General features: G+C 67.8%; 19 protein-coding genes and 1 pseudogene. 10 read left to right on the top strand and 10 right to left on the bottom strand.

Annotated elements, in window-relative coordinates; all coding sequences use genetic code 11:
- Nucleotides 1-6: 6 nt before the first annotated feature.
- Both GVN21_RS13745 and GVN21_RS13750 read right to left on the bottom strand, forming a co-directional pair.
- Nucleotides 7-1749: an AAA family ATPase gene (locus GVN21_RS13745; protein WP_166575327.1), complete on the bottom strand. Its 1743-nt coding sequence runs from the start codon at nt 1747-1749 to the stop codon at nt 7-9.
- A complete protein-coding gene (locus GVN21_RS13750; RefSeq protein ID WP_166575328.1) occupies nt 1746-2519 on the bottom strand; it encodes a hypothetical protein in 774 nt (257 codons plus the stop codon). The genes GVN21_RS13745 and GVN21_RS13750 overlap by 4 nt, the downstream gene beginning before the upstream one ends.
- Before the next feature lie 115 nt (nt 2520-2634).
- Between GVN21_RS13750 and GVN21_RS13755 the strand changes: the two genes are divergently transcribed.
- Nucleotides 2635-3366, top strand: a complete 732-nt coding sequence (locus tag GVN21_RS13755; protein WP_166575329.1) for a hypothetical protein — start codon at nt 2635-2637, stop codon at nt 3364-3366.
- Between the two features lie 3 nt (nt 3367-3369).
- On the opposite strand, the gene grpE is transcribed toward GVN21_RS13755, so the two are convergent.
- Complete coding sequence (gene grpE, locus GVN21_RS13760) at nt 3370-3999, bottom strand: nucleotide exchange factor GrpE (RefSeq protein WP_166575330.1); 630 nt, start codon at nt 3997-3999, stop codon at nt 3370-3372.
- Nucleotides 4000-4006: 7 nt separating this feature from the next.
- Nucleotides 4007-5092, bottom strand: coding sequence for a heat-inducible transcriptional repressor HrcA (hrcA, locus tag GVN21_RS13765; RefSeq protein ID WP_166575331.1), 1086 nt, complete (start codon nt 5090-5092; stop codon nt 4007-4009).
- Nucleotides 5093-5159: 67 nt separating this feature from the next.
- Between hrcA and rph the strand changes: the two genes are divergently transcribed.
- On the top strand, nt 5160-5876 hold the full coding sequence (gene rph / locus GVN21_RS13770) for a ribonuclease PH (protein WP_166575332.1): 717 nt from the start codon (nt 5160-5162) through the stop codon (nt 5874-5876).
- A gap of 184 nt (nt 5877-6060) precedes the next feature.
- On the opposite strand, the gene GVN21_RS13775 is transcribed toward rph, so the two are convergent.
- Both GVN21_RS13775 and GVN21_RS13780 read right to left on the bottom strand, forming a co-directional pair.
- Nucleotides 6061-6309 carry a helix-turn-helix transcriptional regulator gene (locus tag GVN21_RS13775; protein ID WP_166575333.1) on the bottom strand — a complete coding sequence of 83 codons (249 nt, stop codon included), beginning with the start codon at nt 6307-6309 and terminating at the stop codon, nt 6061-6063.
- Nucleotides 6310-6323: 14 nt separating this feature from the next.
- A complete protein-coding gene (locus GVN21_RS13780; RefSeq protein WP_166575334.1) occupies nt 6324-6857 on the bottom strand; it encodes a DUF2975 domain-containing protein in 534 nt (177 codons plus the stop codon).
- A 502-nt stretch (nt 6858-7359) separates the two neighbouring features.
- Between GVN21_RS13780 and GVN21_RS13785 the strand changes: the two genes are divergently transcribed.
- From GVN21_RS13785 to modB, 5 genes and pseudogenes are all read left to right on the top strand, one after another.
- Complete coding sequence (locus GVN21_RS13785) at nt 7360-7755, top strand: c-type cytochrome (protein ID WP_166575335.1); 396 nt, start codon at nt 7360-7362, stop codon at nt 7753-7755.
- Nucleotides 7752-8168, top strand: a complete 417-nt coding sequence (locus GVN21_RS21190; RefSeq protein WP_166575336.1) for an MliC family protein — start codon at nt 7752-7754, stop codon at nt 8166-8168. Before GVN21_RS13785 ends, GVN21_RS21190 begins: the two co-directional genes overlap by 4 nt.
- 1 nt (nt 8169) lies before the next feature.
- Complete coding sequence (locus tag GVN21_RS13795) at nt 8170-9060, top strand: siroheme synthase (RefSeq protein WP_166575337.1); 891 nt, start codon at nt 8170-8172, stop codon at nt 9058-9060.
- 71 nt (nt 9061-9131) lie between these two features.
- Nucleotides 9132-9203, top strand: a pseudogene (locus GVN21_RS20925) (hypothetical protein); the annotation flags it as partial.
- Between the two features lie 74 nt (nt 9204-9277).
- On the top strand, nt 9278-9967 hold the full coding sequence (modB, locus tag GVN21_RS13800; protein WP_166575338.1) for a molybdate ABC transporter permease subunit: 690 nt from the start codon (nt 9278-9280) through the stop codon (nt 9965-9967).
- Nucleotides 9968-10118: 151 nt separating this feature from the next.
- Here the strand turns inward: modB and GVN21_RS13805 are convergent, their stop codons facing one another.
- The 3 genes from GVN21_RS13805 to GVN21_RS13815 all read right to left on the bottom strand — a co-directional run bounded on the left by GVN21_RS13805 (nt 10119) and on the right by GVN21_RS13815 (nt 16732).
- Complete coding sequence (locus GVN21_RS13805) at nt 10119-11780, bottom strand: MFS transporter (RefSeq protein ID WP_240902939.1); 1662 nt, start codon at nt 11778-11780, stop codon at nt 10119-10121.
- Between the two features lie 106 nt (nt 11781-11886).
- Nucleotides 11887-14229, bottom strand: a complete 2343-nt coding sequence (locus tag GVN21_RS13810; protein WP_166575339.1) for a PAS domain-containing protein — start codon at nt 14227-14229, stop codon at nt 11887-11889.
- Nucleotides 14230-14383: 154 nt separating this feature from the next.
- Complete coding sequence (locus GVN21_RS13815) at nt 14384-16732, bottom strand: TonB-dependent siderophore receptor (protein WP_166575340.1); 2349 nt, start codon at nt 16730-16732, stop codon at nt 14384-14386.
- A 158-nt stretch (nt 16733-16890) separates the two neighbouring features.
- On the opposite strand from GVN21_RS13815, the gene GVN21_RS13820 reads away from it, so the two are divergent.
- Complete coding sequence (locus tag GVN21_RS13820; RefSeq protein ID WP_166575341.1) at nt 16891-18087, top strand: NAD(P)/FAD-dependent oxidoreductase; 1197 nt, start codon at nt 16891-16893, stop codon at nt 18085-18087.
- On the opposite strand, the gene GVN21_RS13825 is transcribed toward GVN21_RS13820, so the two are convergent.
- Entirely contained in the window at nt 18084-18539 is a 456-nt protein-coding gene (locus GVN21_RS13825) for a hypothetical protein (RefSeq protein ID WP_166575342.1), read from the bottom strand. The genes GVN21_RS13820 and GVN21_RS13825 overlap by 4 nt on opposite strands.
- A 106-nt stretch (nt 18540-18645) precedes the next feature.
- Here GVN21_RS13825 and GVN21_RS13830 point away from each other — a divergent pair, with 106 nt between their 5' ends.
- Nucleotides 18646-19104, top strand: coding sequence for an SAM-dependent methyltransferase (locus GVN21_RS13830; protein WP_166575343.1), 459 nt, complete (start codon nt 18646-18648; stop codon nt 19102-19104).
- Nucleotides 19101-20243 carry a CoA transferase gene (locus GVN21_RS13835; RefSeq protein ID WP_166575344.1) on the top strand — a complete coding sequence of 381 codons (1143 nt, stop codon included), beginning with the start codon at nt 19101-19103 and terminating at the stop codon, nt 20241-20243. Before GVN21_RS13830 ends, GVN21_RS13835 begins: the two co-directional genes overlap by 4 nt.
- The last annotated feature ends 114 nt before the right edge of the window (nt 20244-20357 follow it).

Here is a 20357-nt window from a genome sequence, read left to right on the forward strand (position 1 = left end):
GAGGCGTCAGACTTGCGGTTTCAGGCCGCCGCGGGCGCCCTCGGCACAAGGCGCACATTTCGCCGGCGGCTTTCGGTCGATTGCGGTTTTCGGTGCCTGAGCGGTCGCGAAGGCCAAGAGGGCTGAGACGGCCACCAGCAGCGAAACAATCGCCACAGGCGGCGCCCAGATCGGCCAAAACCATTTCTCGTGCAGATACACCGCCTTTGGCGCAATCCGGATGTGACGCACGACCAGCGACAGGTACCGATTGTACAGCTTCGCCAGGGCGTCCATGGCCAGACCGCTGTAAAGGACCTCCTTGCCGTCCCCGGCGGGGAGATAGATCACGGTCATCCGATCCCGCTCGGCTCCCTCACCCCAACCGTGGGCGACTGTGGTCAAGGCCGTGAGAGCGACGGTCGGCCGAGGCTCTTCACGAATCTCTTGAGTGAACAGGAAAGGGGCATGGGTAACGATAATCGCTTGGGAGTTGGTCGACCGACACCAGACGCGGATCAGGTCAATCATGCGGGCGGCGACACTAACAGAAAAATGCAGCTCGGGCTCATCGATGAGCAGGCACGACCCAGGGGGCGCTACGGAAAACAGCATGGTCAGCAGAAAAAGTGCCTGATTCTCGCCAGAACTTAGGAAGGTTCTGTCCTGTGTCCCAATCTTAACTTCCCAGCCAGTGCTCCCATAGACTAGGTGCAATTTGCGATCTCTGATCTCGTCGTTATGTAAGGCGTCATCCCTGAGCCGCTTCGCGACACTCGGGAAAAGATAGTCCCATTGAGGTTTGATAGCGTTCGGCGCTCCACCCTCTTGCACATAGTTGATAAGCAGCCTTGGACCTGCCTCTGGCAGTCCGACCGGGCCGCGGCGCGCCTGACTGTCGAAATTCAGGGCCTGAAGGCGGGCGATTAGGACTCGGGTCAGGCTGTCGGAGAAGTCCTTGGGGCTTTCACGGATGTCGAGGCCCGTTCCCCAGTCGTACATGTCGGTATTGATGTAGGAGACCACCCCCGGCGCCGTCGGCGTGGAAAATTTGGTCATACGGCAATGGGTCCGGGGGGTCCGACACCACTCGTCAGCCTCGCCGGCTCGATGCTCCCGCAGTCGACCAGCGGCCTCCAATTCCCGGAGGCCCATTAGTTCCGGCCGGTTCCAAGCGAGCAGCGCCGCCACCGCCGCAAGGCCGTTCTCCGCCGGATCCAAAACAACACGCCAGTCCGCTCTCAAGCGCGCGTCGCTGGTCAGCGCCTCTTTGAGGCTTGCGGCCTCCGTGTCTTTGATGAACTGGAGGCGCACCCGGTAGGGTCGGAGCGGGTCCGCCACAGCTTCACCTTCGCCCGAGAACGGTGCCGGCTTCGCATGGTCATCCCCCCGACCCGACCTCACTGCGGCGAGCCAGCCGCGGATAGCCTCGATCTTATCCTCGGCAAAATGCCGATGCGAGATCGGCGCATCCATCAGCGCCGTCCGGGCCGCGCTCAGCATCGTCGAGTTTTCCGCAACAAGTTGCTCCAGCCAGTTCACCTCGCGCTCGGAAACCAGCAGAGTGACGTCCGCGTCTACGGGCTGGCCTAAGGACAGGGTGTCTTGTCGCAGGATCGGCAGGTGCCCGACCAACGATAGGGCTTCGAGAATTTGGGTCTTCCCAACACCGTTATCACCCCGCAGAAGATTGACGCCGTCCCCAAAGGCGATCGGGTCGGGATCGGCGAAGTCCTCGACCTCTGCGCCCCGCAGCGTTTCTAGGATCATTTGCGCGTCACCAATGATTCAGCCGACAGCCCCTTGAGGCTGGTGGCCAAGAGCGTGGCCACGACTACGAGTACCTCCAAGATCAGACAGATGATCGAAATCGTTTCCTTGTGATCTGCGGGCGAGGTCAGCACCGCAGCGGTCTTGACAACAGCGACGGCGATAGAAAACGCCACGAAGACGGAGAGGTGTCGCGAGATTTCCTTGTGCTCTTCGAAATCCTCAGGAATATAATTTCTGACCCTGCCGTAAATCTTACTCGTGTATATCTCCATCCATAGGAGGCACAACAAGGATAAGACAAGACTGAAATTCCCGACACCAAACAGTGCGGACTTCACGATTCCCACTGTTGTGTCCGCATATTCGGAGCTGCCGAGATAAGAGAAGATCTCTATGTGGCCAGCAATAAGCACGGTTATCTGGCCGTATGTGTATATAAGGAAAAACTTTACGAAAGCTGTCGGTACAACAGGACCAATCTTGCTGAGATTCTCTTCCAGAAACAAACCCATCGTCAGTGTCAGAAGGCCAGAGCAGAGGCCAATCTTGATCGGTCCCGCGATGTATCTCCAGCTGAACGGCTTGTCGCAGGCGAGGGCGCGCGGGTCGCAAATGTTCAGCCCGACATGCACGAAGATGTAGATCGCCACGTACAGCCAAAAAATCAGAAAAACCGGTGCTGTCAACGAGCGCTTCACGACCCGAGTCGCGATATCGAAGAGGGCCACGGCGGTAGCCTGCCCGGCAGTCCCTGCCGTCTCAACCATTCCAGTTCCCCCCAGGACCGGCGAATACAATCTAACATAGAGAACGACGTTCATCATCTCGATGCAAGCGGGAATTTGTGCAAGGTTAGCCTCGGGGCCGGCCGCGAGGATGGGTTTGGATTATCTGTTTGCTTGCATTTTGATGGGCGCTGGCATCGCTATCGATGTCGTCTTGGCGACACTGGCGCGCGTCCGAATCCTAGGCCTGAACAGACCGGGCTTGTCCTGGCTGTGGAAGATTACATTCACCCACATTCTGTTCCCCGTGGTCGGTTACTATACAGCGATCTATCTGGTGCATCTGGGGCCCTGGATGACGCCCGTGGTCGGCGTCTTGGCAGCGGGCCTGCTAGGCTGGCACCTGACCTCTTTAGTACGGGACATCCTAGTCGACAGTCGATCGGACGAGCCTTCCAACGAAGCAGGCTCAACCACGAGTTGGGGCCTAGTGCTCGCGGTAAGTTGGGATGCCCTATTCTCCGGTCCCGCCAAATCAGCGCAAGCCATCGGCTGGACCGAAGCTCAAATTCTCTGGTCCTTTCCAATCGCTGGCCTGGTCGTGAGCGTCGGCGGTGGGCTCGCGCTGGCGGCGGCCGAGTTGCTGCGCAGGGGCCTCGATCCCCGCCGCGTCGCGCTTTCCCCGCCCGTGATGCGAGCCCAGGCCCTGGCCCTGTTGCTGGAGGTCGGGATATTCGCCTACTTCATGCTACTGGCGTTGATCAGGCTGACGCTCGGGTTTGAACCAGCCGTCCTAACATCGGCCGTCGGCGCATGTCTTATCGCCGCTGCAACAGGCATCACCCTGTGGAGGCCGATCCAATCGGCGGTGGCCAACCGGTTTTTGTAGCCCTCAGGCCTTGGTGTCCAACGCCTCGCCGGTGTGATCATCGCCGGCCGCGTAGGGATTGCCCCCCGCCGTCGCTTCCGGCGCGCCGACACCCGAGCCCTTGGCCGCCACCACAACCATGGCCGGCCGCACCAGCCGGCCGAACAGGGAATAGCCCGACTGCAGGGTCTTGATCACCGCCCCGGCGGCGACCTCGTCGGACATCTGCTCCATCATCGCCTGATGCAGGTTGGGGTCGAACTTCTCGCCGGCGGCCGGCGCCACCTTCTTCAGCCCGTTGCGCTCGAAGGCTTCCAGCAGCTTCTTCTCGGTCATCTCGACGCCGACCACGAAGTTTTTCACCGCCTGGTCCGTCACGTCCTTGGGGGCATAGGCCGTGGCTTGGCCGAGGTTGTCGGCGGCCTCCAGCAGGTCGCGGGCGAACTTGGTGATGGCGAAGGCGCGGGCGTCGTTCATCTCCCGCTCGGCCCGGCGCCGGGTGTTTTCGGCCTCGGCGGCAAAGCGCAGGGCCTGGTCCTTCAGCGCGGCCACCTCGGCGCGGAGGGCCTCGATCTCACTGTCGGCCTCGGTGAAGTCCAGGGCTTCGTCCTCGGCCTCGTGGTCATAGCCATTCGAAGTCGTGTCGTCACTCATACCGGTCTCATCCGTCCATCATCTGGCCCAGGACCCGGGCGGTATAGTCCACCAACGGGATCACGCGGGCATAGTTCAACCGCGCCGGGCCGATCACCCCGATCGCGCCCAGCACCTTCTGCCGGCCCGACATATAGGGAGCCGCGATCACAGCGGAACCCGAAAGTGAAAAGAGGCGCGTCTCCGCGCCGATGAAGATCCGCACCCCCTCGGCTTCCTTGACCCCGTCGAGCAGGCCGATCAGCTGTTCCTTCTGCTCCAGGTCCTCGAACAGGCGCCGCACCCGCTCCAGGTCTTCGGCCGCCGCTCCCTCGATCAGGTTGGCCTGGCCCCGCACGATCAGGGCCCGGGCGTCCTCCGTCCCGCCGCCCCAGGCGGCCAGCCCGTCCTCGACCAGGCGGGAGGCGACACTGTCCAGTTCGCGGCGGGCCAGGTCCAGCTCGGCCCGCATCTCGCCCCGCGCCTCGCCCAGGGTCCGACCCTGCAGCCGCGCGCCCAGAAAGTTCGAGGCCTCGTTCAGGGCTGAAGGGGTGATGCCGGGGGCCAGCCGCATGATGCGGTTCTCGACCGCCCCGTCCTCCAGCACGATGACCACCAGCGCCCGGTCGGGCCCCAGCGCCACGAACTCCACATGCTTGACCCCGGCCTCGCGGGCCGGGGTGACCACCACCCCCGCCCCCCCGGCCAGGCCGGAGAGGATAGCGCTGGCCTCCTGCAGGGCCTGGTCCATCGACTGGCCCCGGCTTTTCAGCCGACCCTCGATGGCGTTGCGCTCGGCCTCGCCCACATCCCCCACCTCCAGCAGCCCGTCGACGAACAATCGCAACCCCGCATGGGTCGGCATACGCCCGGCGCTAACATGCGGACTGTTCAGCAGCCCCAGCTGCGCCAGGTCCTGCATGGTGTTGCGGATCGAGGCCGGCGACAGATGCACCCCGCCCTTGGAGATGGTGCGAGAACCCACCGGCTCCCCGGTTTCCAGATAGCTTTCCACAACCCGCCGGAAGATATCGCGCGCCCGCCCGTCGAGGTCCGACAGGCTGGGGGTCTGCGAAAGGCCGGAATTCGGGAAAGGCGGGATCAGAGGGCTCATCTCATCCTGTGGACGCGGGGACCGGCATCTAGGATAAGCGCGCGACCCTTCCAGACAAGAGACCGTCATGCGCCCGTCCCAACGCGTACCCGACCAGCTTCGCGCCGTCACCCTCGAGACCGGCGTCAACCGCTATGCGGAGGGCAGCTGCCTGGTCACTTTCGGCCATACCAAGGTGCTGGTCACCGCCAGCGTCGAGACCGGCGTGCCCGGCTGGATGCGCGGCAAGGGCGCCGGCTGGGTCACCGCCGAGTACGGAATGTTGCCTAGAGCCACCCACACCCGCGGCCGCCGCGAGGCCGCGCAGGGCAAGCAGTCGGGCCGCACCCAGGAGATTCAGCGCCTGATCGGCCGCTCCCTGCGCGCCGTGGTCGACATGAAGGCCCTGGGCGAACGCCAGATCGTCCTCGACTGCGACGTGGTCCAGGCCGACGGCGGCACCCGCACGGCCGCCATCACCGGCGCCTGGGTGGCCCTGCGGCTGGCGACCAAATACCTGCTGGACGAAGGGGTGCTCACCACCGACCCGATCCTCGACCAGGTAGCGGCGGTGTCCTGCGGCGTGTTCGACGGCGTGCCCGTCCTCGACCTCGACTACGAGGAAGACTCCAACGCCGAGGCCGACAGCAACTTCGTCCTCACCGGAAACGGCGACATCGTCGAGATCCAGGCCACCGGCGAGAAGCGGGGTTTTACCCGGGGAGAATTCGAGGCGCTGTTCGGCCTGGCCGAGAAGGGCATCGGCGAGCTGTTCGCGATGCAGCGGGCGGCGGTGGGCCTCTGATCCACGCCTTTCGCCACCCACAACCCGTTATCCTAGGCCCTGTGCCTAGGATCCATTTTTCCGCTCACACGGACGGCAGGGTGGAGGCGCGGCCGCGCCTCCAGGGCAGGCATTCGCGGCGGCTGAACCATGGATCCTAGGCACAAGGCCTAGGATGACGGGAAATGAGGAACGAGCAGCGCCCTCACGCCCCTCCGTACGAATCCTCATCATCCGCATAGTCGCTCGGCCCCGGCTCGAACGACAGGATATCCCCCGGCTGGCAGCCCAGTTCGCGGCACAACGCATCCAGGGTCGAAAACCGGATCGCCCGGGCCTTGCCGGTCTTCAGGATCGACAGGTTGGCGATGGTCACGCCGACGCGATCGGCCAGTTCGGTGAGCGACATGCGCTGCTCCAGCAGCACGCGGTCGAGGCGGACGAGGATGGCCATGCTTTAAGGTCTCCTCAGATCGTCAGTTCGGCTTCGCGGCGCAGCCGGGCGCCTTCGCGGAAGACCTCGGCCAGCACGAAGACGACCATCACCGAGAACCAGGTGGTCAGGTTGAGGGCGCCGTTGCCCCGGTCGACGTCCGGAAACAGCATGGCGGTGGCGCCCCAGAACACCCAGCGGCCCAGTTCCAGCCCCGCCAGGGCCAGGCCGATGAACCGCAGCCGACCGACATTGTCGGGATGGAAGGGATCGCCCGCCGTCAGGGTCTGGAAGATGCGGCGCAGGTTGCCGACGATCAGCAGCACCCCGCCCATGTACAGCGCCCCGGCGAACAGGGCGGCGGCCATCATCGGGCCGATCCTGCCCGGATCTTCACCGATGTCGGTGCGGAATTGAATTTGCTCGATGAGCTCGGTGTTGAAACTGAGCAGCAGCGCGGCGAGCCCCGCCAGCGCCAAGATGCCGATCAACACCCAAAGGGCGAACCAGGTGACGTCGAGGATGATCTTCAGGAAGCTCGAAACCGAGCCGGGTCCTAGGGTTCTCATGACGGTCAGCGCCCGAAAGTCGTTATCTGCCCAGCGCCGCTAAAGGCGCCCGCCGGTCCCGGTTCCCACGGAACTTCCCGGCGGGCAAGCCTTGCCAGGCGGCCTCACGAACAGTCCGCCACTTAGACGGACTGGGCGACGAAGGCGTAGGCGGCCAGCGGCATGACAACCACGAAGGCGGTGTAGACCATGGCCACGGCCAGGCGATCGACGACCGAAGTCACTTTTCCGAAGGTCATTTTGGTAGTCCCTCTCTTTCAGATTTCGCCCGTCCCCTTGGGGATCAGGCCCGGACCGCGCTGCGCCGTCCGTGAGGAGAGGGATAGGGCCGCATCGCTTTTCGATCAAATTACATATCGTTTAACGATATTAAACTCGTGTAACTTAGTTACCGGCTCTTAATGCCGGCGCCGGCGCATTCGCCTCGCCCATCAGGCGTTGCGCCCTTCGCGCCGGGCCGTTCCTGTCCTAGGTTATGGGCGACCCGACACGAGGAGCCCCGATGCGCACCGCCCAGCCCGCCGCCGCCGCCCCGGCCCTGATCGCACTGGCCCTGATCGCACTGGCCCTGATCGCACTGGCTCCGGCGACGGGCGCCCAGGCCCAGGACGGCGCCGCCCTGTTCAACGCCCAGTGCAAGAGCTGCCACACCCTGACCGGGACCAACAGCCCGGCCGGCCCCACCCTCAAGGGCGTCTCGGGCCGCAAGGTGGCGGGGGCGCCGGGCTACGCCTATTCCAAGGCCCTGACCGCCAAGGGCGGGACCTGGACCGACGCCAATCTGGACGCCTACCTGACCAACCCCGGCGCCTTCGCGCCCGGCGGCAAGATGTTCAACAAGGTCGCCGACCCCAAGGCGCGGGCGGCGATCATCGCCTACCTGAAGGCCCAGAAGTGAAGCAGACGACGGTCCTCCTGGCGATCGGCCTCGGCGGGCTGACCCTGGCTGCCTGCGCCGGCGCGCCGCGCCAGACCCTGCCGCCGGCGCCTGCCTCGGCGGCCTCGCCGTCGCCCGCCAAGCCGGCCCAGCGCCCTGCCCTGCCCAGCGCCCGGCCGCAGGCCGCGCCCGGCGCGCGATCCGACGCCATCCTCTATCGATGCGCCGGGGGCAAGCGGTTCACCGCCGCCTGGGGCCTGGAGGGCGACAAGGTGCAGGTCAACGCCGGCGGCGTCTCCCGCACCCTGCCCCACCTGCCCAGCGCCTCGGGCGCCCGCTACGGCGACGGGACCTATCAGATCTGGGGCAAGGGCGAGGCGGCCATGCTCGAGGGCTTCCCCGGCGGACCTTACACAAGCTGCGTGGCCGGCTAGGGTGGACGCCTTTCCCGCCTTCTTCCCCCTGGAGGGGCGCCGCGTGGTCATCGCCGGGACCGGCGAGGCCGCCGAGGCCAAGGCCCGGCTGTTCGACGGCTCCCCGGCCCAGCTGGTGCGGCTGGAAGGCCCCCAGGCCTTCCTGGTCGGCTCCTACGGCGGGGCGTTGCTGGCCTTCATCGCCGGCGACGACCTGTTCATCCAGGCCGCCGCCGGCGCCGCGCGCGCGGCCGGGGCCCTGGTCAATGTCGTCGACCGGCCGGACCTCTGTGACTTCAACACCCCCGCCTTGATCGACCGGGGCGCGGTGGTTGCCGCCGTCGGCACGGCCGGGGCGGCGCCGATGCTGGCCAGCCTGCTGCGCAACGATATCGAGGCGCGGGTGCCGCCGGGGGCGGGCCGGGTGGCGGTGCTGCTGCGCAAGCTGCAGGGCGAGGTCCGCGAGGCCTATCCGGACCTGGTCGCCCGCCGATCCTTCCTGCGCGGGGTGCTGGGCGGCGAGGCGGCCCAGGCGGCCCTGGACGGCGACATGGACAGGGCCGAGGCTCTGCTGCGCGCCGCCATCGCCAAGGGCGGCGGCCCCGTCGGCCGCATCGCCTTCGTCGCCGGACGCGGCCCCGCCGACCTGCTCACCCTGCGCGCCTCCCGCGCCCTGGCCGAGGCGGACGTGATCGCCTTCGACGCCGACACCGACCCCGCCGTCCTGGCCCTGGCCCGCCGCGACGCCGGCCGCCTCAGTCCCGCCGACGCCACCCCCGAAGCCCTCTCCGCCCTGGCCCGCGCCGGCCGCCAGGTCGTCCGCATTATCACCCGCGCCCCCACCCTGACCGACCTCAAGGCCCTGGCCGCCGAGGGCGTGGCGGTCGAAGTCATGCTGGCCGCCCCGGGTTGAAGGCTGAGCGACCACAGGCGGCTGAACATCCTGGCGCCCCCCTCCCTGAGGGAGGGGGTAGGGGGAGGGTTTACGGCGCCCGAAGGTCTGACACCGTAAACCCTCTCCCCCCCACCGCTTCGCGGCGGGTCCCTCCCTCTCCCTCGCGGGAGAGGGGCAAGATGGTCCGGTCCGCCGGTGGGACGTCGATGGGCCCTCCACCGGAAGGCCCGCATCCATGACCGGCCTCACCCCCGAAGACCTGGCCGTCGTCCTGCTGTCGCTGAAGGTGGCCACCGTGGCGACCCTTTGCGCCCTGCCCCTGGCCTTCGCCGCCGCCTACGCCCTGGCGCGGGGAAGCTTCCCCGGTCGTTCCCTGCTGGACGCGGCCGTCCACCTGCCCCTGGTCCTGCCGCCCGTGGCCACCGGGTACGCCCTGCTGCTGCTGCTCGGCCGCCAGGGCCTGCTGGGCGAGCCCCTGTCGCGGCTGGGGATCGTGCTGGCCTTCGACTGGACCGGCGCCGCCCTGGCCGCCGCCGTCATGGCCTTCCCGCTGATGGTCCGCCCGATTCGCCTGTCCATCGAGGCCGCCCCGCCCCACGCCGACCAGGCCGCCCGCACGCTGGGCGCCGGCTGGTGGTCCCGGCTGGCCCGCGTGACCCTGCCCCTTTCCCTGCCGGGCATCGCCGCCGGCGGGGTGCTGGGCTTCGCCAAGGCCCTGGGCGAGTTCGGCGCCACTATCACCTTCGCCGCCGCCATCCCCGGCGTCAGCCTGACCCTGCCCTCGGCCATCTACCAGGCCATCCAGACCCCCGGCGCCGAACAACGCGCCGCCGCCCTCTGCCTGCTGGCCGCGGCGATCGCCGTCGCGGCGGTGATGGGCGCCGACGCCCTGACCCGCTGGGCGCTGAAGCGGCTGGGGAAATAAGGGGACTGGTTCGCCGCCGCGCCGAAGCATCTGGCGATACGCAACCCGCACCCGGCGTACCTGTCCCCGACACTCCGTGGCCTATCGGGGACAGGTTGCCCGTCCGCCGCTGCGCGAACTCTTCGATCGCCCGGCGCGGGCAACCAGTCCCCTAGAAATCCAGCGACCGCCCCTTGGTCTCCTTCAGCATCAGCAGGGTCGTCAGCACGCTGATGCCGGTGAAGAAGATCGGATAGGCCAGGCCCGCGTAGATGTTCCCCGTCGCCGCCACGATGGCGAAGGCGCTGAACGGCACGAAGCCGCCGACCCAGCCCGTGCCCACGTGATAGGGCAGCGACAGGGCGGTGTAGCGCACCCGCGTCGGAAACATCTCCACCAGGGCCGAGGCCTGCGGCCCATACAGCGCCGTCGCCGCGATGGTGAACACCATCAGCACGCAGAACAGACCGATGATGTTGATCCGCTCAGGGTCCGCCCCGGCCGGATAGCCGGCCTGCGTCAGCGCCGCCTTCAGCCGCCCCTCGACCCCCGCCTTCACCGTCTTCAGCGAGGCCTTGTCCAGCCCGCCGCCCTCGACGCTGACCACCTCGACCTCGCCGATCCGCACCTTGGCCACCGACCCGGCCGGAGCCGCCTCATTGTCATAGTTGATGCCGGCGTTGGCCAGGTAGCTCTTGGCGATGTCGCAGCTGGTGACGAAGGCGGTCTTGCCCACCGGATCGAACTGCAGCGAGCAGGCGTCCGGATCGGCCACCACCACCACGGGGGTGTTGCGCGCCGCCTCGGCCAGGCCCGGATTGGCGAACTGGGTCATCAGGTGGAAGCCCGGCAAGAAGGCCAGCAGGGCCAGCACCATGCCGAACCACATCACCCACTTGCGGCCGTACCTGTCCGACAGCCAGCCGAAGAAGACATAGAGCGGGGCGCTAGCCAGGGTGACGGTCATCATCAGCCCGTTCACCGTCGCCGGCGGCACCTTCAGGAACTTCTCCATGAAGACCTGGCTGTAGAAGAAGGCGCAGTACCAGACCGCCCCTTGCGCGAACATGATGGCCACCAGGGCGACCAGCACCAGCTTCAGGTTCTTCCACTGGCCGAAGGCCTCGCGGAACGGATGCTGCGACTGCTCGCCCGCTTCCTTCAGCTTCTGGAAACTGGGGCTCTCCGACAGCTTCATCCGCATGAAGATGGAGATGGCCAGCAAACCGGCCGACAGCAGGAAGGGCACGCGCCAGCCCCAGGCCTTGAAGGCTTCTTCGCCAACCAGGGTGCGGGTGGCCAGGATGACGCCGAGCGCGCCCAGCAGGCCCAGCGCCGCCGAGGTCTGGATCCAGCCGGTCATCAGCCCGCGTTTGTTGGCCGGCGCATGCTCGGCCACGTAGATGGCCGCCCCGCCGTACTCGCCGCCCAGGGCCGTGCCCTGCAGGATGCGCAGCACGATCAGCAGGATCGGGGCGATGATCCCGGCTTGGTTGTAGGTGGGCAACAGGCCGATGGCGAAGGTCGCCCCGCCCATCAGGGTGACGGTGATCAGGAAGGCCGCCTTGCGCCCCACCTTGTCGCCCATCCGCCCGAAGATCAGCGCCCCCAGCGGCCGGAACGCAAAGCCGGTGCCGAACAGAGCCAGGGCGGCGATCAGCCCGGCGGTCTCGTTCAGCCCGGTGAAGAAGACCTGGGAAATCACCCCGGCCAGGCTGCCGAAGATGAAGAAGTCATACCACTCGAAGGCCGTGCCCGCCGATGAGGCCGCCACCACCGTGCGCATGGAAACAGGCGCGTCTTCCGGCGCGGCGTCGGTGGTCTGGTCGGTCATCGGCATCCTCCCCCGAGGTGAACAAGGGGCAAGGTCTAGCACCCAACTTTGCCAGGACGCCAGATCGTGGACGCCAGAAGGCGGGCGCCAGATCGCGCGCGACCGATCAGGCCGCGTCGCTCTCGACCTCGGCGTCCTGCGACAGCCTGACGATCTCCGTCATCAGGGCGGCGGGGGAGAGGGGTTTGGCGACCACCCCGTCCATGCCGGCCTCGCGGTAGGCGCGGGCCTGGTGGGCCATGACGTTGGCGGTCAGGGCGATGATCGGGGTCGTCGCGGATGGCCCGGTGAGCGCCCGGATGCGGCGGGTGGCCTCCACCCCGTCGATGCCGGGCATCTGGATGTCCATCAGGATCAGGTCATAGGCGCCGGTCCGGGCCCGCTCGACCCCGTCCAGCCCGTCATGGGCGGTGGTCGCCGCCGCGCCCAGGGTTTCCAGCAGCTTGACGGCAATCATCCGGTTGGTCGGGTTGTCCTCGACGACCAGCACCGACAGCCCGGCCAGGGCGCCGTCCGGGAGCGCCGCCGGCGGGGCCTGGGCCAAGGCGGCCGGGGCGCGCACCGTCAGGGTGAAGGTCGAGCCGTGACCGGGCTCGGAGACGAAGGTGAGCCCCCCACCCATCATCTCAGCCAGCCGATGGGTGATGGCCAGGCCCAGGCCCGAGCCGCCGAACTGGCGCGTGGTCGAGGCGTCGGCCTGGTGGAAGCGTTCGAACAGGCCCGCCTGGGCCTCCAGCGGGATGCCGACGCCGGTGTCCTGGATCTCGAAGACCAGCGCCTCGCCCTGGCGGGCGCAGCGCACCGCCACCCCGCCATGCAAGGTGAACTTGACCGCGTTGCCGACCAGGTTGAACAGGGCCTGGCGCAGGCGCACGCCGTCGGCCAGCGCCCAGCCCAGTTCCGCGGCGCCCTCGACCGACAGCTCGATGCCCTGGCCCTCCGCCTGGGGACCCAGCACGCGGGCCACCCCATCGACCAGGCCGGCGACATCGATCGGCTCGGCGCTGAGCTCCAGCTTGCCGGCCTCGATGCGCGAGAAGTCGATGACGTCGTCCAGCAGGGTGGTCAGCATCCGGCCACAGCCGAGCGCCTCGTCCAGCAGCCGCCGGCCGTCGTCCGACAGCGGCTCGCGCTCCAGAAGGTGCATCACCCCCAGCACCCCGTTCATCGGGGTGCGCAGCTCGTGGCTCATGTTGGCCAGGAACCGGGCCTTGGCCTCGCTGGCCGCCAGCGCCTGCCGCTCGGCCGCCACCAGGGCGAGCTCCTGGCGCTTGCGGGCGTCGATATCCAGCACCAGCCCGACCGCGCGGCGGGTTGCGGTGTCGATGGCGTAGAAGGCCCGCACCCACCGCTCGCGGCCGTCCAGGTGGATGATCCGGAATTCCATCGGCTCGGTGGTGTCGCCGCTGGCCCAGCGCACGTTGGCGGCGATCACCGCCGCCTGGTCCTCCGGATGCACGAAGGGCCAGACCGGGACGTTGATCTCGGCATAGGTCATCCGGCGCCCGACCAGGTCGTAGAAGCGGTCCGAGGCCCAGAAGGTCTGGCCCGCATGGTCGATCTCGAAGGCGCCCGCCTCGGCGGCGTTCAGCGCCAGCTTCAGGCGCACGGCGTTGGCGGTCAGTTCCTCGGCCAGGGCGGTCACCCGTTGCTGGCCGCTCAGGGCGGCGTCGCGGGCGGTGGCCAGCTCGGTGACGTTCTGGGAGATGCCCTTGAGGGCGAACAGCCGGCCCCGCCGCTCGGTGCGGAAGGTGGCCCGCATGATCAGCCAGCGGCCGTCGGCGCCCCGAAGGCGGTGTTCGATGGTCGATCCCTCGCCCAGCTCCACCCCGCGGGTGAAGGCCCTGTTGGTCTCCTCGACCTGGTCGGGATCGAGCATGGCCAGGAACTTGGCCGGGGTGTCGATATCCTCGGCCTGCCAGCCGAACAGGGCCAGCACATCCGGCGACCAGGCGATGCGGTCCTCCTTGGGCTCATAGGTCCAGGTCCCGATGCCGGCGGCCTCCGACAGCATGGCCTGGTCGCGGCGGGCGGCGGCCAGCTCGGCCTCGCGGACCCGCTCCTCCTGCACATCGCGCAGCACCCCGACCACCTCGCCCTCGGCGGTCCGGCGATTGCGGCCCTCGAACCAGCGCCAGGCGCCGTTCTTCAGTTTTATCCGCGCGAAGTTCAGCGCCTCGCCGGTGGCGGCCAGCCGCTTGGCCATCTGAGCGAAATCGGCCCGGTCGTCGGGATGGATGTAGTCGGCCGGCGAGGCGCCGATCAGCTCTTCACTGGTCCAGCCGGTGGCCTGCGTCCAGGCGGGATTGAGTATCTTGAAGCGGCCCTGGCGATCGATCACACAGAAGAGGTCACGGCCGTTCTCGAAGAACCACCGCGCCGCGTCGCCCCCCGGCGCGCATCCTGGCGCGCAGCTTGGCGCGCTCCCCTTTAGTTCTTCCCCAACCATGAACCGTAGCCTGCGCTCGGATCGATGAAGGAAGGTTTACACGCCCACATGGTGTGCGCGGCATCTTGCCACGCGTGATAGGTGCAGAAGACAAGGCCCCGTCCGCCGGGGAGCGAACGGGGCGGGCCAGTGTCCAACCCGGAGGAGGAGGGGGTCAGAACCTGGCGGTAGCGGTCAGCACGGCGGAGCGGGCGTCGCCGGGTACGGCCCAGCCAAAGCCCGAAGACGAGCGGATGTTGGTGTAATAGTCCTCATCGGTGAGGTTCTTCAGGTTCAGCTGCAGGCCGATCCGATCGTTGATGTTCCAGGTGACCGCGGCGTTGAACACCCAGTAGTCATCCGAATACAGCTGCGGCGCGGCGGCATTCGGCCGCTGGAACCCGTACTCGCCGGCATAGTTGGCGCCGACGCCGACCAGCCAGTCCGGGTTGATCTGGTAGCTGGTCCAGACGTTGAACGCGTGCTTGGGCGTGAACGGGATCGGGTCGCCCTTCAGGAAGTCGACATCGTTCGGCGGCAGGGCCGTGCTGGCGACGTTCCGCAGGATCTCGCTGTCCAGATAGGTGTAGTTGGCGATCACCGTCCAGTTGGGCAGGATCTGGCCGCTGGCGCCCAGGGTCAGGCCCCGCACCCGGCTTTCGCCGTCCTGCTGCTGCACCGGGATGGCCGGGTCGTTGGAGGCCAGGCGGATCTTGCTGCGGGTGTTCTGGAACAGCGCACCGGTCAGGGAGAGGCGGCCGTCGAACAGATCCCACTTGGTCCCCAACTCGATGGTCTCGCCCTCTTCCGGCTCGAGGTCGCAGTTCTGGGCCGTGCCGGTGGTCGAGCAGCCGCTGTTGACGGTGGCCTGGCTGGGCGTGCTGACGTCACCATAGGCCAGGTAGATCGAGCCGTTCTCGGCCGGCTTGAACACCGCCCCGACGCGGTAGGAGAACAGCTGCTCCTCGTTGCGCGCCGTCGGGGCGGTGGTGATCACCGGGCTGGCCGGCGGGGCCGGATAGGGGGTCGCGATGGTGGCCGAGGTGAACTCGCCCTCGTTGTTCTCGTAGCGGACGCCGAAGTTCACGGCGAACATCGGGCCGAACTCGACGTTGTCGAACAGATAGATCGCCTGGTTATTCAGCTCGCCGTCGCTGACACCCGTGCGGACGAAGTTGATCGGCCCGGTGTAGACGTTGTTCGGGTTGGCGATGTTCATCGGCGGCAGGGCCGGGTTGGGCGTGGCGCCCAGCGGACTACGCTGCACGTTGCCGCTGACCAGGTCATAGGTCTCGTTCGAGAAGGCGACGCCGACCACCATGTTGTGGCTGACCGAACCTGTGTTGAACGTCCAGTTCAGGTCCCACTGGCTGACGATCTGGGTGTTCTCGGAGTCGCGGCGCGTGCCGCGAGGGCCGGAGGGGGTGTAGATCCCCGGCGTGGCGCAGACCGCGCCGGTCTGGGCGTTGAAGCCGCTGGACAGACACCAGGTCCCCTGCGGCGGGTTGACCGTCAGGTCCTGGTTCACCTTCAGGTACCGACTCGTGCTGGTCAGGATCAGGTCGTCGGTGAACTCGTGGCGGAAGCGCAGGGTGGCGCTGTCGACCGAGGTCTCCTGGCTGTCGATGTTGCGATAGCCGTAGTAGTTCGACGGATCGACGCCCGGAAGCGGGCCGTTCAGGAAGGCGTTCGACGCATAGGGCACGCCGTAGCGCGGGGTGTTCTTGTCCTCCTGGTGCATCAGCGACAGGGTGAAGCTGGTCGGGCCGCCGACGCCGAAGGTGATCGAGGGCGCGAAGCCCCAGCGCTCATAGACCTCCACGTCCCGGCCGGGGACGTCGTTCTGGTGGACCATGCCGTTCAGGCGGATGGCGATGCTGTCGGTCAGCAGCAGGTTGGAGTCGACCGTCAGCCGGCTGTAGTTGTCGGTGCCCAGGCCCCCGGTGACCGTGGTGCGGTCGGCCGCGAACGGCGTCTTGCTGACCAGGTTGATCGTGCCGCCGACCCCGCCGGAGCCCGAATAGGCGCCGTTCGGGCCGTTGACGACCTCGATCTGCTGCAGGTTGAAGGTGTCGGTGCGGCTGTACTGCGCCGAGTCGCGCAGGCCGTCGGTGGTGATGTCGTTGTTGGCGCTGTAGCCACGCAGGTTGATGCTGTCGCCATAGCCGCCGCCGCCCTCGCCGGCCCCGAAGGTGATGCCGGGCACCGTCTGCAGCACATCGCGCAGGGTCAGCAGGTTCTGGTCGCGCAGAGTCCGTTCGGAGACCACGGTGATGGTCTGGGGGGTGTCCACTGGCTTGGCGGTGTACTTGGTCGAGGCTGGCTTGGCCCCGGTCTCGCCGGTGATGTCCACGCCGCTGACGTCGGTCGGCTGGTCGGCGTCCGCCCCGGCGGCCGACATCGGCGCCTCGTCGGCGGCCATGGTGGCCGTGGCCAGGCCGAACCCGGCGATCCCGGCGACGGCGGCCACGGACAGGGCGCGCTTGGCGCGGGCGCTGACGCCCAGCGGCTTGATGGTGCTCATACGAAATCTATCCCCAACTAACCCCTGCGGCGACCGGCCGCATGCGATTGCGAAGCGTTCTTAATCGCAGCATTTCAGCCTTGCAATGAGAATCGTTCGCAGAAAGCGGAAATCCCCTATCCCGTTGACTTCCCCGCCCCCCTGGGGTCGAAGCGGCCATGGCCAGGACCGCTGAAACCTTCGATGTTGTGATAGTCGGCGCCGGCGCGGCCGGGATGATGTGCGCCATCGAGGCCGGCAAGCGCGGCCGCCGGGTGCTCGTCCTCGACCACGCCGCCGCGCCCGGAGAGAAGATCCGCATCTCCGGCGGCGGCCGCTGCAACTTCACCAACCTGGAGGGTGACCGGCCGGACCGCTACCTGTCGGCCAACCCCCACTTCGCCCGCTCGGCGCTCAGCCGCTATCGCCCGCGCGACTTCATCGCCCTGGTCGAGAAGCACGGCATCGCCTGGCATGAGAAGACGCTCGGCCAGCTGTTCTGCGACGGCTCGGCCAAACAGATCGTCGCCATGCTGCTGGACGAGATGCGGGAAAACGGAGCCATCCTCCGCTTAAACGTCGAAATCGACCGCATCGAACAGACCGACAGCGGATTCGAGATCGCCGTCGGCGGCGGGCGCATCGCCTGCGAGAGCCTGGTGGCAGCATGTGGCGGCAAGTCGATTCCGAAAATGGGCGCGACGGGCTTTGCTTATGAGATCGCCCGGCAGTTCGAGGTCCCCGTGCTCGACACCCGCCCGGCCCTCGTCCCCCTGACCTTCGCGGTGCATGTGCTGGACCAGCTGAAGCCCCTGGCCGGGGTGGCGGTGAACCAGGCCGTGGTCGGTTGCGGCAAGACCCGCTTCACCGAGGACCTGCTGTTCACCCACCGAGGCCTCAGCGGACCGGCCATCCTGCAGATCTCGTCCTACTGGCGCGAGGGCGACGAACTGGCCGCCGACCTGGCGCCGGGCCTCGACGTGCTCAATTTCCTCAAGGAATCCAAGCGCACCCACCCCAAGACCGCGCCCCACACCGCCCTGGCGTGGAAGCTGCCCAAGGCCCTGGCGGTGCTGATCGCCGACACCCACGCCGCGCCCGGCAACCTGGCGGACCAGCCCGACCGCGCCCTCAAGGCCATGGCCGATGCCGTCAACGCCTGGCGCTTCAAGCCCGTCGGCTCCGAAGGCTACCGCACCGCCGAGGTCACCCTGGGCGGCATCGACACCGCCGCGCTGGATCAGAAGACCATGGCCGCTCGCGGCGTTCCCGGCCTCTACTTCATCGGCGAATGCGTGGACGTCACCGGCTGGCTCGGCGGCTACAACTTCCAGTGGGCCTGGGCGTCCGGCTGGGTTGCGGGCCAATCAGCTTAACCAGCCATTTCCCGCGCATCGTAGGCGTCCTCGGGCTTGGCGCCTTTGCCGGCCAGCACTTCCAGGGTCATCCGGTAGGCCGGGCCGCCGGAGAGGTCGAAGGTGGTCCCCACCCCCATCCCGACGCCCGAGCGATAGCCGCCCGTCCCGCCGCCGATCCCGATGCTGGTCCCGCCGCGCGAGCCGGACCGATCGCCGATCCGGTCCACCACCCGGAACCAGTCGTAGCCGTCCCGCACCGCGATCTCGGCCGCCCGGCGCAGGGCGAAGTCGCTGACCTGTTCCGGCGGAGCGCCGGGGCCGCCCTGGAAGGTGACCCGATAGCGGCCGGTGGCGATGCGATAGTCGGAAAAGCCCACAGCTCGCCCGTCCGGGGCGGGGCCGTAGGCAGTGGGGGTGGCGCAGGCGGCCAGGGACAGGGTGGCGGCAGCGGCGCAGATCAACAGGCGCATGGGGGTTTCTCCTCACCTCCGTTAATCCCGCCCGCCGGGGCCAAGTTCCGTTTACGCCCCCGCCCGGTGGGCGTATGCGATCCCCGCCAAGCCGTGGGAGCGCGCCATGACATTCACCCTCACCCCTGTCGCCCATGTGCGGGGCGGCCGCAGCGAGGCCACGGATGACGACTGGGGCCAGAGCCGCGCCCGGATCGAACTGGCCGAGCACATCCCGGAAGAGGCGCTGGCCAGCCTGGGCGATTTTTCCCATGCCGAAGTCATCTTCGTCTTCGATCAGGTGACGGACGACCAGATCGTCACCGGCGCCCGCCACCCGCGCGGCCGCAAGGACTGGCCGCTGGTCGGCATCTTCGCCCAGCGGGGCAAGAACCGGCCCAACCGCCTGGGGGTCACCGTCTGCTCCATCGTCGCGGTCGAGGGCCGAACCCTGATCGTCGAGGGGTTGGACGCCATCGACGGCACGCCGGTCCTCGACATCAAGCCGGTGCTGACCGGCTTTCTGCCGCGCGGCGAGGTCCGCGAGCCGGCCTGGGCCCGCGAAATCATGGAGGCCTATTGGTGAGGCGGCCTCTCGAGGGGGTGCGCGTCCTCGCCCTGGAGCATTTCGGAGCGGGCCCCTACGCCACCCTGCTGATGGCCGAATTGGGCGCCGAGGTGATCAAGGTGGAATCGCCCAGCCTCGGCGGCGACGCCTCCCGCCCGACCGGGCCGTATCGCCTCGGCGAGCATGACAGCCAGTATTTCCAGACCTTCTCGCGCCACAAGAAGTCCGTCGCCCTGGAGCTCAAAGACCCGAAGGGCCGGGCCGATTTCGAGCGCCTGGTGGCCGGCGCCGAACTGGTGGTCAACAACTATCGCGGCGACCAGCCGGCCAAGCTCGGCCTCACCTATGAGGCGCTGAAGGCCATCAACCCCGCCATCGTCTGCGGCCACCTGTCGGCCTATGGCCGGGGCAACAGCCGGGAGGCCTGGCCCGGCTATGACTATCCGATGCAGGCCGAGTGCGGCCTGATGAGCCTGACCGGCGAGCCCGACGGCCCGCCGGCCCGGATGGGCGTCTCGATCATCGACTTCATGAGCGGGACCACCTTCGCCTTCGCCCTGGTCAGCGCCCTGCTGTCAGCGCGGACCACGGGGGTGGGCTGCGACGTCGACGTCTGCCTGTTCGACGTGGCCCTGCACCAGCTGAGCTACCCCGCCATCTGGGCGATGAACGCCGGCCACCCGGCCGAGCGGCTGCCCAATGGGGCTCACCCGTCGCTGGCCCCAGTGCAGCGGGTGAAGACGGCGGACGGCTATGGCCAGCTGATGTGCATGACCGAGAAGTTCTGGCGGGAACTGTGCGTCGTGGCCGGGCGGGAAGATTTGCTCGCCGATCCGAGGTTCGAGGACCTGTCCGCCCGCCACAAGAACCTCGCGGCCTTGAGCGAGGCCCTCGACGGCCTGTTCGCAACCCGCACCAGCGCGGAATGGGCGACGCTGCTGGCGGGCCGCGTCCCATTCGGGCCGGTCAACGACGTGGCGGCGGCCCTGGCCAACCCCTTCGTGGCCGAGGTCGGCATGCGCGACGTCGTCGAGCACCCGGATATGCCACAAGGCCTGCAGATGCTGGCTGCGCCGATCCGGATCGACGGTGAGCGGATGCCGGGGAAGCGCGCGCCGAAGCTTGGCGAGGATACGGCAGACCTGCTGAAGCCGTAGTTCTTCGCTCTCCCCCATCGCAGATGGGGGAGAGGCTCTGGCGAGCGCTGCAAGCGAGCCAGACCGAGGGGGTCCCCACCGCCAGTTCAGAAGAAACCTCCAAACGCCGGCGCT

Origin of the sequence: Caulobacter sp. SLTY, from assembly GCF_009905535.1 — a bacterium.
Taxonomy (GTDB): Bacteria; Pseudomonadota; Alphaproteobacteria; order Caulobacterales; family Caulobacteraceae; genus Caulobacter.